Source organism: Halopolyspora algeriensis, from assembly GCF_003337235.1.
GTDB classification, from domain to species: domain Bacteria; phylum Actinomycetota; class Actinomycetes; order Mycobacteriales; family Pseudonocardiaceae; genus Haloactinomyces; species Haloactinomyces algeriensis.
In genome coordinates this window covers 594,915-608,201 of the sequence record NZ_QPJC01000001.1, presented here as the reverse complement: position 1 = coordinate 608,201, position 13,287 = coordinate 594,915, and the positions used below count along the sequence as shown (strand labels likewise).

Here is a 13,287-nt window from a genome sequence, read left to right as displayed (position 1 = left end):
TGTTCTAAAGTGACCAGCATGACGCCGGTGACTCACGAACACGTCTCGGATACGGTCGAGCGCTACCTGCAGCGGCTCGATGCCGGGGATGTGCCGGGAGTGCTGGCACTGTTCGCCACCGACGGTGTGGTGTCCTCACCGATGCAGGGCGATATTCCCGCACGGGAGTTCTATCCGGAGCTCGCAGCGACCCTGCAGCGCGCCACGATCACGGCCCAGGAGCTGTTCGTCTCCACCGACGATCCGCGGCGCGCCGCCGTGAGATTCCGCTACGACTGGACGGCCGGAGCCGAAACTCCACCGAGCTTCGACTGCATCGATGTCATCACCATCAACGACGAGGGACTGATCGCCGAGCTGCGTTTCGTCTACGACACCCACCCGCTGCGCGTGGCCTGGCAATCAGCTCTCGACCGGCTACGTTGACCGGGTTTTTCACACCGGAACGTTCTCCGCGAAACCCGGCTGCCGAGAGCAGGAGCCGAGCACGATCACCTCGGCGCTCACCGCACAGCGCCGGCGGCGACCTCCCGCATACCCCGCTCGAGGGTGTCGACAGTGTGCTCGTCGGCCGGGTGGCCGGCACCGGCCATCCAGTTCGCCAGCATCCGGTGGCCGCCATCGGTCAGCACCGACTCGGGATGGAACTGCACGCCCTCCATCGGCAGGCTGCGGTGCCGCATGCCCATCACGATCCCGGACCGGGTGCGGCCGGTGACCTCGAACTCATCGGGCACCGTGTCCGCCCGCACGATCAGGGAGTGATAGCGCGTGGCCAGGAAGGGCCGCGGTAGGCCGGCGAAAACGCCGCCGCCCTCGTGGGAAATCTCGCTGGTCTTGCCGTGCAGCAGCTCCGGTGCTCGTTCGACGGTGCCACCCCAGGCCGCCCCCATCGCCTGATGTCCCAGGCACACCCCGAGCATCGGCTTGTGCTGCTGCGCGCATTGTTCGACGAGCTCCATCGAGCGACCCGCACGCTGCGGCGTGCCCGGTCCGGGGCTGAGCAGCACACCGTCCGACTCGGTGACCTCGGCGTCGGTCACCACGTCGTTGCGACGCACGACGCAGTCGGCACCCAACTGGGCAAGATACTGCACCAGGTTGTAGACGAAGCTGTCGTAGTTGTCGACCACCAATACGCGCACATCGACAGCCTACGTGCTTCCCCTTCCGTGTTCGTCGACACGCCGGGCCGCACCGACCCGTGAGCGGCGCCTTTCGGCACGCTGCTCGCTCACGAGCCCGCGGTGGGGTCGGTGAAGGGAAGGGTGGGCTCGATCCACGGGAAAACCACGAACAGCAACAGCGCCACCACCACGACCACCAACAGCGCCGCCTCGACGAGTTTGATCCCGGTCGCGCCCGGTAGCTTGCGCCAGATCCAGGCGTACATTCACCCCTCCCCCGGTTCCGGTGAGCGCAGTTCCGGTGGCCGCAGCCCCGGGCGCGACGACACCTTCGGGTAGCGCTTGGTCAGCACACCGTGCACGATCAGCCGCTTCTCCGCCGAGAAACGCGGGTGACATGTCGTCAACGTGATCAACCGCGTTCGCCGTTCCGGCGGTACTTCGGCACCCTGCTTACCCGGTACGGGCAGAATGACCTCACTCTGGTGAGGCTGCACGATCCGCCGGCCGACCACTTCCGCATACGGCCCCCCGATCGGAGCCACTCCCTTGCATCGCGTCTCCGCCGCACGCTGATCCGCTCCGCCGGCCGCATCCGGTTTTGCAGGTCCCCGGGAGGAGCTTCCACCACGAGAAGCCCAATCCGCCACTTCGTGCCGCATCGGCAGGACGCGATAGACGTACCACTGCGAGGCGGTCTCCACGATCAGGGCATCACAGGACCGGAGCTGGTCGAGGTCGCCGAACGGGGCTCCCCGGCCGATCCGATGGCCCGCGACGGCGAAGTTGCCGCGCTCGCCGGGCAACGCCGTGCCCGTGTAATGCGCCGGTCCGATCGCCAGCGTCTCCTGATCGGTTCCCTGCAGGACGGTGTAGCGGTAGTCCGCCCCGAGGGCAGGGATGTACAGCTGCGCGAACCCTCGGCCATCCTCCGGCTTCACCGGCATCCGGCGGGGAGTTTCGTCCTTCCAGCGGTCGTGCAGTCGCTCGGTGGCTTCGGTCTGCTTGCGTGCCGAGAACCAGCTCGTGACGTACAGCTCGTAGAATACGAACAGGAGCACGACGAGACCGAGCGTCATCACGAGTTCGCCTGCCACGCGCGTGGCAGCGCGGAGACGTTCTCCTCGCCGATCCGGTGGCGGCGCGGCAGGGGCCTCGGGCGAACCCACGGCACTCCCTTCTCCAGAACGGATGGCACGGGTCGTTCGATTGTCGCTGTGATTACGTTAACGTGTGCAGTGAAGGCGAGGCCGCTTCGTGACCGATTCGCCGGATGCCCGTCCGGGCGCCTGTCGGCAGGCAGCGAAACCGGTCCCGCGTCCGCCGACGAATCCACTCGCCGGCGCCAGACACCGAACCCGCCCATACCGAACTCCGCCCCGTCATCCGGGGGGATGCACCATCTGACGAGGACACCATGCCCAAGTCCAAGGTCCGCAAGAAGGATTCCTCCACTCCACCCGTCGATCGGCACACACCGGTGAAGGCGAAGGCGGTCGGGCCGTCGCACCCCATCTACGTCGGTGTGATGCTGGGCATGATGCTGCTGGGGCTGCTGTGGCTGGTGGTCAACTACCTGGCAGGCCCGAAGATCCCGTTCATGTCCGAACTCGGCGCGTGGAACTTCGCCATCGGATTCGCCTTCATGATCGTCGGCCTGCTCATGACCATGCGCTGGCGCTAGCCCTTCGCGGGCTCGGGAGGCAGTGCGTCGATACCGGCACCGGGGCCCCGGGGTGGGGAGGAAAACCACCCTCTGGTCTCAACTCTCTCGGCGCGGCCGTCGACGTTCGGTAACCGAACGACATGTGTGTAAGTTATCCCCACTGGGGACAACCCTGTGGATAACTGGGAAAAACCCTGGTGACAGATGTGACACTGAAACTGTGACTTCCCATGCCGGCATCCCCCGCCAGTGGTCACCCCCGGCGGCCCTGGTCACCTGTGGATGGGTGCTCACCGCCGCCGCGGTGCTGTGGTGGCTGAGCTCGTCGGACCCGATCGACCGCCTCTTCACGGGAACACTCGTCCTCGCTCTCGCCGCCGTATCGGCCTACGGCAGCCTCGTACGGCCACGCCTTGCTGCCGATGCCGACGGCATCACCGTACGTTCGCTGGGAGGAACCCACCGCTGGACCTGGCAACAGGTGGAGGTACGGGTACACCGTACTCCGCGTCTCGGGCGCACCGTCGACGTACTCGAGCTGGACGTTCCCGAACAGCACCGCCCGGGCGGACTGATCGTACTCACCAAACTCGACCTGGGCACGGATGTCGGTGACGTCGCCGAGCAACTCGAGCACCTCCGCCCGTGAGAGCCTCAGCCGGGCAGCCGTATACATCCGACCCGCCCGTCCGGCTGCACGTCACAGATGACATCGCCGAATTGCAGGTCCCGAGTGACCAGCAACACAACCAGCACCACCAACAACCCGGCAAGCGAGCCGAACTGCCACGCGGTGCGACGAGAAGCCGGAGCGTAGAGCAACGCGGCCGTCGAGGCCAGCCCCAGCACCAGCCCCCCGAGATGCCCGAACAGCGAGATCCCCGGGATGCTCAGAGTCAGCACGATGTTGATGCCGATGATCATCAGGATCGGTCGCAGGTTCAGCTTCAACCGGAACGCCGCGACAGCGATCCCGCCCATCAGCCCGTACACGGCACCGGAAGCACCGGCGACCGGGTTCACCGGCCCCCCGAACAGGAACACGGCCGTACTCCCGCCCAGCAGCGACAGCAGGTAGACCGAGGCGAACCGGACCCGCCCCAGCACCATCTCCAGATCCCGACCGATGATCCACAACGCGACCATGTTCACCAGCAGGTGGAGCAGGCCGATGTGCAGGAATCCGGAAGTGATCAGCCGCCACCACTGACCGTCCGCCACCGGCAACGGCCACAGCGACCACGCCTCGAACAGACCCGACCGGAAGTTCTCCATGGGATTACCGGCCTGTACCGAGGTGAGCGCGTGCACCAGCACATTGATCGCGATGAGTGCGGGCACGACCATCGGCTTGGTCGACAACCGCGCTCCCGCGACGGTCACCGGATGGCGCGTCCCCCGCTGCCCTTCGGCGACGCAGTCCACGCACTGATACCCGACGGAGGCCTCGCGCAGGCACTCCGGGCACACCGGGCGGTCACAGCGCACACAACGAAGTCCCGTCGGTCGGTCGGGATGGCGAAAGCACCCCGGAGCCGAGGCCGAGTTCCCCGGAGAATCCGCCGACTGACCGGGTGGAACAGTCACGTCAGGCTTCGCCGCCGCGTTCGATCGTGACCTTCTCGATCACGATGTCGTTGACCGGACGGTCCTGCTGACCGGTAGCCGTGTGCGCGATGGCGTCCACCACGTCACGAGACTCCTGATCCGCAACTTCACCGAATATCGAATGCTTGTAGTTCAGCCAGCTCGTCGGAGCCACCGAGATGAAGAACTGCGAGCCGTTGGTGTTCGGTCCTGCGTTGGCCATCGCCAGCAGGTAGGGCCGATCGAACTGCAGTTCCGGGTGGAACTCGTCGGCGAACTGGTATCCGGGCCCTCCTCTGCCGGTGCCCGTCGGATCCCCGGTCTGGATCATGAAGCCGTCGATGACCCGGTGAAAGATCACACCGTCGTAGAACGGCCCCGAGCGCTCTCCGCGGGCATTCGGCTCGCTGTACTCGATGGTCCCTTCGGCGAGACCCACGAAATTGGCGACGGTCTTGGGCGCCTGGTTCGGGAAGAGATTGACGCGGATGCTCCCCTGCGTCGTCTGCAGGAGCGCGGTCAATGTCGTCCCAACGAGCGATCCATTGTCTTCAGCCACCGCTCCATCCTGCCATCAACAGGCGATCCTCCGGTGTGAGGGTGCAGTATAGGACCTGATCGTCATGCACTGCGGGGACCATGACGATGCCGCGCGGTGACGGCCCCGGTTGCATCCGCAGCCGGGAGGAGGCACGAACGACCGGTGAACACCGGCCAAGGAGGCAGACAATGGACGAAGTCACAGCCATGTCCCGAGCAGGGGAGAACGTCGGCAAGGCAGTGGGGACCGGAGTGCGCAACGCGCGTCACGGGGCCGTCCGCGCGAGCAAGGCCGGCGCGGAAATCTACCGACAGGCCGCGCTGCTCGCCGAGCAGGAACTCGCCAGCCGCGGCATTTCCACGGACGACCTGCAGGAGCGGTTCATGCAGCGGGCCACGAGCATGCCCGGCAAGGAGTCGGCGGGCAAGGGCAAGAAGGCCCGCAAGAACTGGGACAAGAAGAAGGCCAAATCACGTAAGCAACTGGCCAAAAACGCCAAGGCCGCTCGCAAGGAGATGGCGGTCCGGTCCGGAGCGACGAAACCGAAAGGTCGCCGGAAGTGGCCGTGGGTCCTGCTGGCGCTGGCCGGGCTGGCCGGAGCCGCAGCGGCGGTGCTGATGCGGCGCCCGGAGGAAATGCCCGTCGCCCAGGCCGAGCACAACCGTTTCCCGGGGCACGACGCGGACGGATCGCACTCGAACGGCTCGACCGAACCGGCACGAGGAGACGGGCAGGTGACCGGAGAGACCACGGCTCTGCGGCCCAACACGGAGCAGTGAGCCACTGCCTGCCGAATCACGTCATCGGGGTGGTCGAGGACGCACGGAACTCGACCACCCCGATGTACGCACGTCCGCAGCGGTACCGAAGCACTTCTCGCCGCCGACCCCGTACGGCAGATTGCTCCGCACTTTCCGGTGCCACGAATGTGGCGCCGACCACGTCGACGCCGAGAAGGCCTCTCCGGATGCGAGAAGGCATCCCAAGATCGCAGGACTGCGTGCCATGCTGGCCGCATGAACGAAATCGGTCCCGACGCGAGTTACGACATTCACGCATCAGTGCACGTTGATGCGGCACCGTACGAGGTGTACGCGGTCGCAAGCGACATCACGCGGATGAGCGAGTGGAGCCCGGAGACCGAGGGCTGCGCATGGATCGGCGGACAACCGGGGGTTCCCGGTTCCCGGTTCCGCAGCCACCACAGGGTCGGCAACGACACGTGGACCACGGAATGCGAAGTCGTGATCGCGGAACCGGGACGTCGCTTCGTGTGGACGGTGCTGGATCGCAGCGCGGAGTGCCGAACCTCGATATGGTCCTTCGAGATCGCCTCGGACGGCCGCCGTTGCCTGCTGACTCAGCGCTACGTCATGCGCACCATGCCCGAAAGCCTGCGCCGGGTCATGGCCGAGCTGCCGAAGGAGAAGGCCGAGACGTTTCTGGCCGATCGCCGGACACAGTTACAACTCGCGCTGCAGCAGACCGTTGACGGCATCAAGATGACCATCGAGAACCGCTGACCCGTGGCCGGCCGGATACTCGCCGAGCATCCGGCATGACACCCACGTTCCGGTAATCGGTGATCCCCGGGGGTACGGATGACGCGGACCCCGGGCTCACAGCCACCTGAGCCGCACAGGTCACACTCCGTTGCCGGACAACCACTGATACACCGCGGTCATGCCCCGCTGAGTTCCTTCGAATGATATCGAGCGCTCCCGCATGCCGCTCGGCCGCCAACGCGGCCGGCACCGTGCACGGGCAGCACCGACCTCGCGGGTTCCCGACGGCCCCGATCGCAGGTGCTGTGTTCCCTCGAGAAACCACCCCGGATCCGACGACGGGCCCCGGCCACATCTGCGGAAAACCACAAAAAAGACCAGGTCGTGCGACCTGGTCTTCTGGTGGTGGAGACGAGGGGAATCGAACCCCTAACCCCCGCCTTGCAAAAGCGGTGCTCTGCCGATTGAGCTACGTCCCCGGCTCAGTGCCTGCGGCACTGTGTCCACGGATACCCCATGGCACCGTGTCGCTCGGCCCGGCAGTGTTCCACCGACCGAGCCGAGCCATCAACCGGGCAACAATGAGGCTCGAAGCTGTGCCCAGCTGCTCGTGGTTCAGGCTTCCGCCGTAGCCTCTCGCCAGAGATCGGCCTCCGCCTTGGCCGCACGGTTACGCCGAACAACAAGCAGGACGGCACCGGCAACGGCAGCCAACATGAACAGCTTCTTCACTTCGGTCGCCTCCTACCGCGAAACGGACATCCCGTGCCGCCCGTCACCGAAACCTGCACGGGGAGAGTGGGCCTAGGAGGACTTGAACCTCCGACCTCTTCGTTATCAGCAAAGCGCTCTAACCAACTGAGCTATAGGCCCGTCGTGCACCCCAAACATTACATGATTCGCCGGACGGCTCCAAACCGGGGGTGTGTGACATGCCCGATGCCGATGACACACCCACGGCCTGCGGATTCACTCCCGCTCGGACAACGTCACCTCCGCCCCTCCCGCGAAGTCGGCAGCCACGTTGTAGATGAAGGCTCCCACCGTGGCCAGAGCCGTCATCAGCACGATGTTGACGGCCCCCACGATCGAGGCGGCACCGAACACGCGGCCCGCGCTGATCAGGGGCTCACCGATCGTGTTCTCCGGTTGTGTGAGGTCACTGAACGTACCGTTGAGCTGATCCCACACGCCCATACCGCCGAGCACCCCGTAGAGCACCGCGACGGCGATCATCCACACGAAGAACATGGCCACGCTCAGCACCAGCGCGAGCTTGAGCACCGACCACGGGTCGACTCTCCGGATCTGCAGGCTCGCGCGACGAGGCCCCCGGCTCGGGCGCCGAGCACCACCCGCGGACCCCGAGGCCGAGGACCTGCTCGCCGTGCTCCCCGCAGCATCCGCGCCCCCCGCGAACGACACGGTCGTACGCTCGGTGCGGGAGGATTCGGCGGACTCCGCCCCAGCAGCGGCTCCGGAGCCCGCCTGTGCGGGCTGCCCCATGTCCCGCAACGGGTGCGGGATCGTCTGGGTGTCCTCCGCGTCCGAGTTCGGCGCTTCTGCCGTACCGGCCTCCGCACGCGGTGATTCCGCCCCCGTGGTCGCCGCAGCGCTCCCCCCGGACCCGATCGGCTCCGAATCCCGTGGCACCGAGCCATCCGACTCCTGTCCGGCCTCCTGCCCGGAATCCGCGGCACCCGTCCCGGGGTCGGTGATCCCGGCGGAGGCGGTACTTCCGGAACCACTCCCCTCGGAGGTTTCCGACCCGGCCACCGAGGCGCTCGAAGTCCGCTGCCACGGAGGAGGGGTGCCGGTACCACCCGACACCCCGGCATTGCTGCTCTGCAGCTCCTCCTTGCCGGAGTCGTCCGTTGCCCGCGCCCCGGTGGAATCGGTGTGCTCGATCTCACCGACCGCTGCCGTGGCGCCCTCCGGCCCACCGTCGTGCTCGGTGGACCCCCCGGCCTGTGTCCCGGTCGAGTTGTCGTCGACTGCCTGCGTCATGACCGAGGTCGAATCCGTGTCCTTCTGGGACTGCGAATCCGAACGCTGCGGCTTGTCGGAAGGTGTCACGGGCGGTCCTTCGCTGATCATCGGCGTCCTGTGGCGACGATGCTGCCCACGCCACTACTTTCGCTGTTCCGGGCCGGCGGCATCGGGATCGACGGCCTCATCGGCATTGCGCGCGATGGCAACCACCGAGGTGGCCTCCCCGAGATCCATCAGGCGAACCCCCTTCGTTTGCCTGCCGGCCTTGCGCACCTCCTTGGCGGTGGTCCGGATGACCCCACCCTGGGAAGTAATCGCGTAGAGCTCATCGTCCACTTCGACAATAAGCGCTGACACCAGCCTGCCACGCTTGCGGTCATACTGAAGAGTGAGAACTCCCTTTCCGCCGCGGCCCTGCACCGGGTAATCGTCGATCGGCGTGCGCTTGGCATAGCCGCCGTCGGTCGCCACCAGGACATACCGATCGGGCCGGACCACCCCCATGGACAACAGCTCGTCGCCGGAGTTGAAACGCATCCCCAGCACACCGGAGGTCGCGCGCCCCATCGGCCGCAGCACCTCGTCGGTGGCGTGGAAACGAATCGACTGCCCCTCGGCGGAGACGAGCAGCAGATCGTCGTCCGTGGAGCACAGCACGGCGCCGACGAGCTCGTCGTCGTCCTTGAGGTTGATCCCGATGAGGCCACCCGACCGGTTGGAATCGAACTCGGTGAGTTTCGTCTTCTTGACCAGGCCGTTCTTCGTGGCCAGCACCAGATACGGCGACGCCGTGTAGTCCTTGATCTGCATCACCTGGGCGATGTGCTCGTCCGGCTGGAACGCCAGCAGGTTCGCCACGTGCTGCCCGCGAGCGGTGCGGTTGGCCTCCGGCAGCTCGTAGGCCTTGGCCCGGTAGACCCGCCCCTTGTTGGTGAAGAACAGGATCCAGTCGTGCGTGGAGCACACGAAGAAATGCGAGACGATGTCGTCCTGCTTGAGCTGGGCTCCCTGCACACCCTTGCCGCCGCGCTTCTGTGCCCGGTACAGGTCGGTGCGCGTCCGCTTGGCGTATCCCGTCCGGGTGATCGTGACGACGACGTCCTCGTCGGCGATGAGGTCCTCCATCGAGACCTCGCCCTCGTACGGGACGATCCTGGTGCGCCGCTCGTCACCGTGCTTGTCGACGATCTCCATGAGCTCGTCGCGGACGATGCGCCGCTGCCGCTCCGGATTCTCGAGGATGTCGGTGAGGTCGGCGATCTGCTCCTCGATCTCGGCGAGCTGGTCGAGGATCTTCTGACGCTCCAGCGCGGCCAGCTTGCGCAGCTGCATGTCCAGGATCGCGGTCGCCTGGACCTCGTCGATGTCGAGCAGCTCGATCAGGCCGTTGCGCGCGTCCTCGGCCGTCGGCGACCGGCGGATCAGCGCGATCACCTCGTCCAACGCATCGAGCGCCTTGGCCAGGCCGCGCAGGACGTGTGCCTTCTCCTCGGCCTTGCGCAGCCGGTACCGGGTACGCCGGACGATGACCTCGATCTGGTGCTTGACGTAGTACCGGATCACCTGGTCCAGCCGCAGTGTCCGGGGCACTCCCTCGACCAGGGCCAGCATGTTCACGCCGAACGTGGTCTGCAGCTGGGTGTGCTTGTAGAGGTTGTTGAGCACCACCTTCGGGATCGCATCCTTTTTCAGGGTGATGACGATCCGCATCCCGCGGCGGCTGTTGGACTCGTCGGAGATGTCGGAAATGCCCGAGAGCTTGCCGTCGCGGTGCATCGAGGCGATGTTCTCGATGAGATTGTCCGGGTTGACCTGGTACGGCAACTCGGTGACCACCAGTGAGGTGCGGCCCTTGGTGTCGTCCTCGACATCGACCACGGCACGCATCTTGATCGATCCCCGGCCCGTGCGGTAAGCATCGGCGATCGAGGTGCTGCCCATGATCAGTCCCGAAGTGGGAAAGTCCGGGCCCTTGATCCGCTCGATCAGTGCCTCGAGCAGCTCCTCGTCGGTCGCCTCCGGGTTCTCCAGCGCCCACACCACACCGTCGGCGACCTCGCGCAGGTTGTGCGGCGGGATGTTGGTGGCCATCCCGACCGCGATCCCGCCACCACCGTTGACCAGCAGGTTCGGGATCCTCGAGGGGAGGACGTCGGGCTCCTGCGTCCGACCGTCGTAGTTGTCGGAGAAGTCGACGGTGTCCTCGCCGATGTCGGCGAGCATGCTCATCGCCAACGGCGCCAGCCGCGACTCCGTGTAGCGCATCGCAGCGGCCGGATCGTTGCCCGGCGAACCGAAGTTGCCCTGGCCGTCGATGAGCTGGTGGCGCATGGACCAGGGCTGGGCCAGGCGCACCAGGGTGTCGTAGATCGCCGAGTCGCCGTGCGGGTGGTAGTTACCCATCACGTCACCGACGACGCGGGAACACTTGACGTAGGAACGATCCGGGCGGAAGCCCGAGTCGTACATCGAGTAGAGCACGCGGCGGTGCACCGGTTTGAGGCCGTCACGCACGTCGGGCAGCGCCCGGGCGACGATCACGCTCATCGCGTAATCGATGTAGGAGTTCTGCATCTCCTGCTGGATGTCGACCGGCTCGACGCGGCCGCCCTCAGGAGGAAGAGTTTCGGTCATCCCGTCCTTCTTTTCGCTGGCTTGGTCGGCTGACGTGGAGGTGCGCCGGGCAGCACGGCGATGAACCCGCTCGCTCGGACCAGCGGGTCCGGGAGCACGCGCACCTCGTCAGCCGTGAACGGTTCGAGGCGATGCGCGGTCAGACGTCCAGGAACCGGACCCCGTTGGCGTTGCGGGTGATGAACGACCGCCGGGCCTCGACATCCTCGCCCATCAGGACACTGAACAGCTCGTCGGCGGTGGCCGCGTCGTCCAGCGTCACCTGCATCAGCAGGCGGCTGGTCGGGTCCATCGTCGTCTCCCACAGCTCGTCGGCGTTCATCTCGCCGAGGCCCTTGTAACGCTGGATGCCCTCCTCCTTCGGCAGTCTCTTGCCCTCGGAGGCACCCTGCTGCAGCAGTGCGTCGCGCTCGCGGTCGCTGTAGGCGTACTGCGGCTCCGAACGCGGCCACTTGATCTTGTACAGCGGCGGGCTCGCGAGGTAGACGTGGCCGTTCTCGATCAGCGGGCGCATGAACCGGAACAGCAGGGTGAGCAGCAGTGTCCGGATGTGCTGGCCGTCGACGTCGGCGTCGGCCATCAGCACGATCTTGTTGTACCGCAGCTTGGAGAGATCGAACTCGTCGTGGATGCCGGTCCCCAGCGCGGTGATGATCGACTGCACCTCGTTGTTCTTGAGGACCTTGTCGATCCGGGACTTCTCCACATTGATGATCTTGCCGCGGATCGGCAGGATCGCCTGGTACCGGGACTCCCGCCCCTCCTTGGCCGATCCGCCCGCCGAGTCGCCCTCGACGATGTAGACCTCGCACTCGTCGGGGTTGTTGGACTGGCAGTCCTTGAGCTTGCCGGGCAGGCCGCCGATGTCCATGGCGGACTTGCGGCGTACGAGGTCCTTGGCCTTGCGCGCCGCCTGCCGCGCCTGCGCCGACGACACCGCCTTGTTGATGATGGTCTTGGCGTCGGCCGGGTTGCGTTCGAACCAGTCGCTGAGCCACTCGAACGCCGTGGTCTGCACGAAGGACTTCACCTCGGTGTTGCCGAGCTTGGTCTTCGTCTGGCCTTCGAACTGGGGCTCGGAGACCTTCACCGACACGATCGCCGCGAGCCCCTCGCGCACATCGTCACCGGTGAGGCTGGAGTCCTTGTCCTTGAGGAGCTTCTTGTCCTTGGCGTAGGCGTTGACCACCCTGGTCAGCGCCGCACGGAAGCCTTCCTCGTGGGTGCCGCCCTCGTGGGTGTTGATCGTGTTCGCGAAGGTGTAGACCGACTGGTTGTAGCCGTTGTTCCACTGCATCGCGACCTCGACCTCGTGGCCATCACCGGACGCGTTGAAGCTGACCACCTTCTTGTGCAGCGGGTCCTTGGTGGCGTTGATGTGAGCGACGAAGTCCTCGAGACCGCCCGGGTAGTGGAAGGTGCGCTCCGCCGAGCGCGCGGTCTCACCGGAGGCGTCCTCGCCGGATTCGTCCTCCTCGGCGGCACGCTCGTCGTGCAGGACGATGGTCAGTCCCTTGTTGAGGAACGCCATTTCCTGCAGGCGGCGTGCGATGGTCTCGGCGTTGTACCGGGTGGTTTCGAAGGTGTTCGGATCCGCCCAGAACGTGATGCTCGTGCCGGTCCTCTTGGTGGCCTCGCCCTTTTCCGGGGGATGCACCGGTTTGGAGTCCTCGTAGCGCTGGCGCCATACGAAGCCACCGCGATGGATCTCCGCCTCCAGTACGGACGACAGCGCGTTGACCACGGAGACGCCCACTCCGTGCAGGCCACCGGAGACGGCGTAGGACTCACCGCCGAACTTGCCCCCCGCGTGCAGCATGGTCAGCACGACCTCGAGCGTCGGCTTCTTCTCCACCGGGTGCTGGTCGACGGGGATGCCGCGGCCGTCGTCCGAGACTCGGATGCCGCCGTCGGCGAGCAGGGCCACGTCGACGCGACTGGCATGCCCGGCCATGGCCTCGTCGACGGAGTTGTCCACAACTTCCCACACCAGGTGGTGCAAGCCGCGCTCACCGGTGGAACCGATGTACATGCCCGGACGCTTGCGGACGGCCTCAAGGCCCTCGAGAACGGTGATGGAGGAAGCGCTGTATTCGTTCTTCTTTGCTGCCACGGGCCTCGGTGTCTCCTAGAGCCGGATTGCCTGTCCGATAACCATTCTACTGGTCCCCTTACTCAGAAGCGGCCCAAGGACCCCTCTGGATTGCCCACAGAGCCAACAAATCGGATCAGGGT

13 protein-coding genes, 2 tRNA genes and 1 pseudogene are annotated in these 13,287 nt (G+C 66.1%); 5 read left to right on the top strand and 11 right to left on the bottom strand.

The genetic code is table 11. From position 1 onward, the window contains the following. Positions 1–18 precede the first annotated feature (18 nt). Positions 19–426 (top strand): nuclear transport factor 2 family protein, encoded by a 408-nt coding sequence (locus DFQ14_RS02940; protein WP_114451580.1) that lies wholly within the window; start codon positions 19–21, stop codon positions 424–426. Positions 427–503: 77 nt separating this feature from the next. On the opposite strand, the gene DFQ14_RS02935 is transcribed toward DFQ14_RS02940, so the two are convergent. From DFQ14_RS02935 to DFQ14_RS02930, 3 genes are all read right to left on the bottom strand, one after another. Then, a complete protein-coding gene (locus tag DFQ14_RS02935) occupies positions 504–1,145 on the bottom strand; it encodes an aminodeoxychorismate/anthranilate synthase component II (protein WP_114451407.1) in 642 nt (213 codons plus the stop codon). Between the two features lie 89 nt (positions 1,146–1,234). Then, positions 1,235–1,393 carry a hypothetical protein gene (locus tag DFQ14_RS21990; RefSeq protein ID WP_170206413.1) on the bottom strand — a complete coding sequence of 53 codons (159 nt, stop codon included), beginning with the start codon at positions 1,391–1,393 and terminating at the stop codon, positions 1,235–1,237. After that, the gene (locus DFQ14_RS02930) at positions 1,394–2,296 is read right to left on the bottom strand and encodes a class E sortase (RefSeq protein WP_114451406.1); all 903 of its coding nucleotides are present in this window, start codon (positions 2,294–2,296) and stop codon (positions 1,394–1,396) included. Positions 2,297–2,544: 248 nt separating this feature from the next. Here DFQ14_RS02930 and crgA point away from each other — a divergent pair, with 248 nt between their 5' ends. Both crgA and DFQ14_RS02920 read left to right on the top strand, forming a co-directional pair. After that, positions 2,545–2,811 carry a cell division protein CrgA gene (gene crgA / locus DFQ14_RS02925; RefSeq protein WP_114451405.1) on the top strand — a complete coding sequence of 89 codons (267 nt, stop codon included), beginning with the start codon at positions 2,545–2,547 and terminating at the stop codon, positions 2,809–2,811. 202 nt (positions 2,812–3,013) lie between these two features. Beyond that, a complete protein-coding gene (locus DFQ14_RS02920; protein ID WP_114451404.1) occupies positions 3,014–3,442 on the top strand; it encodes a PH domain-containing protein in 429 nt (142 codons plus the stop codon). A 5-nt stretch (positions 3,443–3,447) separates the two neighbouring features. Here the strand turns inward: DFQ14_RS02920 and DFQ14_RS02915 are convergent, their stop codons facing one another. Beyond that, positions 3,448–4,281 (bottom strand): rhomboid family intramembrane serine protease, encoded by an 834-nt coding sequence (locus DFQ14_RS02915; RefSeq protein WP_246195864.1) that lies wholly within the window; start codon positions 4,279–4,281, stop codon positions 3,448–3,450. A 100-nt stretch (positions 4,282–4,381) separates the two neighbouring features. Beyond that, entirely contained in the window at positions 4,382–4,939 is a 558-nt protein-coding gene (locus DFQ14_RS02910; RefSeq protein ID WP_179951473.1) for a peptidylprolyl isomerase, read from the bottom strand. Positions 4,940–5,109: 170 nt separating this feature from the next. Here DFQ14_RS02910 and DFQ14_RS02905 point away from each other — a divergent pair, with 170 nt between their 5' ends. Then, on the top strand, positions 5,110–5,700 hold the full coding sequence (locus DFQ14_RS02905) for a hypothetical protein (protein WP_114451401.1): 591 nt from the start codon (positions 5,110–5,112) through the stop codon (positions 5,698–5,700). 237 nt (positions 5,701–5,937) lie between these two features. Beyond that, positions 5,938–6,444: an SRPBCC family protein gene (locus tag DFQ14_RS02900; protein WP_114451400.1), complete on the top strand. Its 507-nt coding sequence runs from the start codon at positions 5,938–5,940 to the stop codon at positions 6,442–6,444. 385 nt (positions 6,445–6,829) lie between these two features. Here DFQ14_RS02900 and DFQ14_RS02895 read toward each other — a convergent pair. From DFQ14_RS02895 to gyrB, 6 genes and pseudogenes are all read right to left on the bottom strand, one after another. Beyond that, a tRNA-Ala gene (locus DFQ14_RS02895) sits at positions 6,830–6,905 on the bottom strand. Between the two features lie 145 nt (positions 6,906–7,050). Beyond that, positions 7,051–7,158, bottom strand: a pseudogene (locus DFQ14_RS22105) (DLW-39 family protein); the annotation flags it as partial. Positions 7,159–7,225: 67 nt separating this feature from the next. Next, a tRNA-Ile gene (locus tag DFQ14_RS02890) sits at positions 7,226–7,299 on the bottom strand. Positions 7,300–7,395: 96 nt separating this feature from the next. Then, entirely contained in the window at positions 7,396–8,202 is an 807-nt protein-coding gene (locus DFQ14_RS02885) for a DUF3566 domain-containing protein (protein ID WP_420810129.1), read from the bottom strand. Between the two features lie 354 nt (positions 8,203–8,556). Then, on the bottom strand, positions 8,557–11,052 hold the full coding sequence (gyrA, locus tag DFQ14_RS02880) for a DNA gyrase subunit A (RefSeq protein WP_114451399.1): 2,496 nt from the start codon (positions 11,050–11,052) through the stop codon (positions 8,557–8,559). Positions 11,053–11,191: 139 nt separating this feature from the next. Further along, a complete protein-coding gene (gene gyrB / locus DFQ14_RS02875; RefSeq protein WP_114451398.1) occupies positions 11,192–13,165 on the bottom strand; it encodes a DNA topoisomerase (ATP-hydrolyzing) subunit B in 1,974 nt (657 codons plus the stop codon). Positions 13,166–13,287 lie beyond the last annotated feature (122 nt).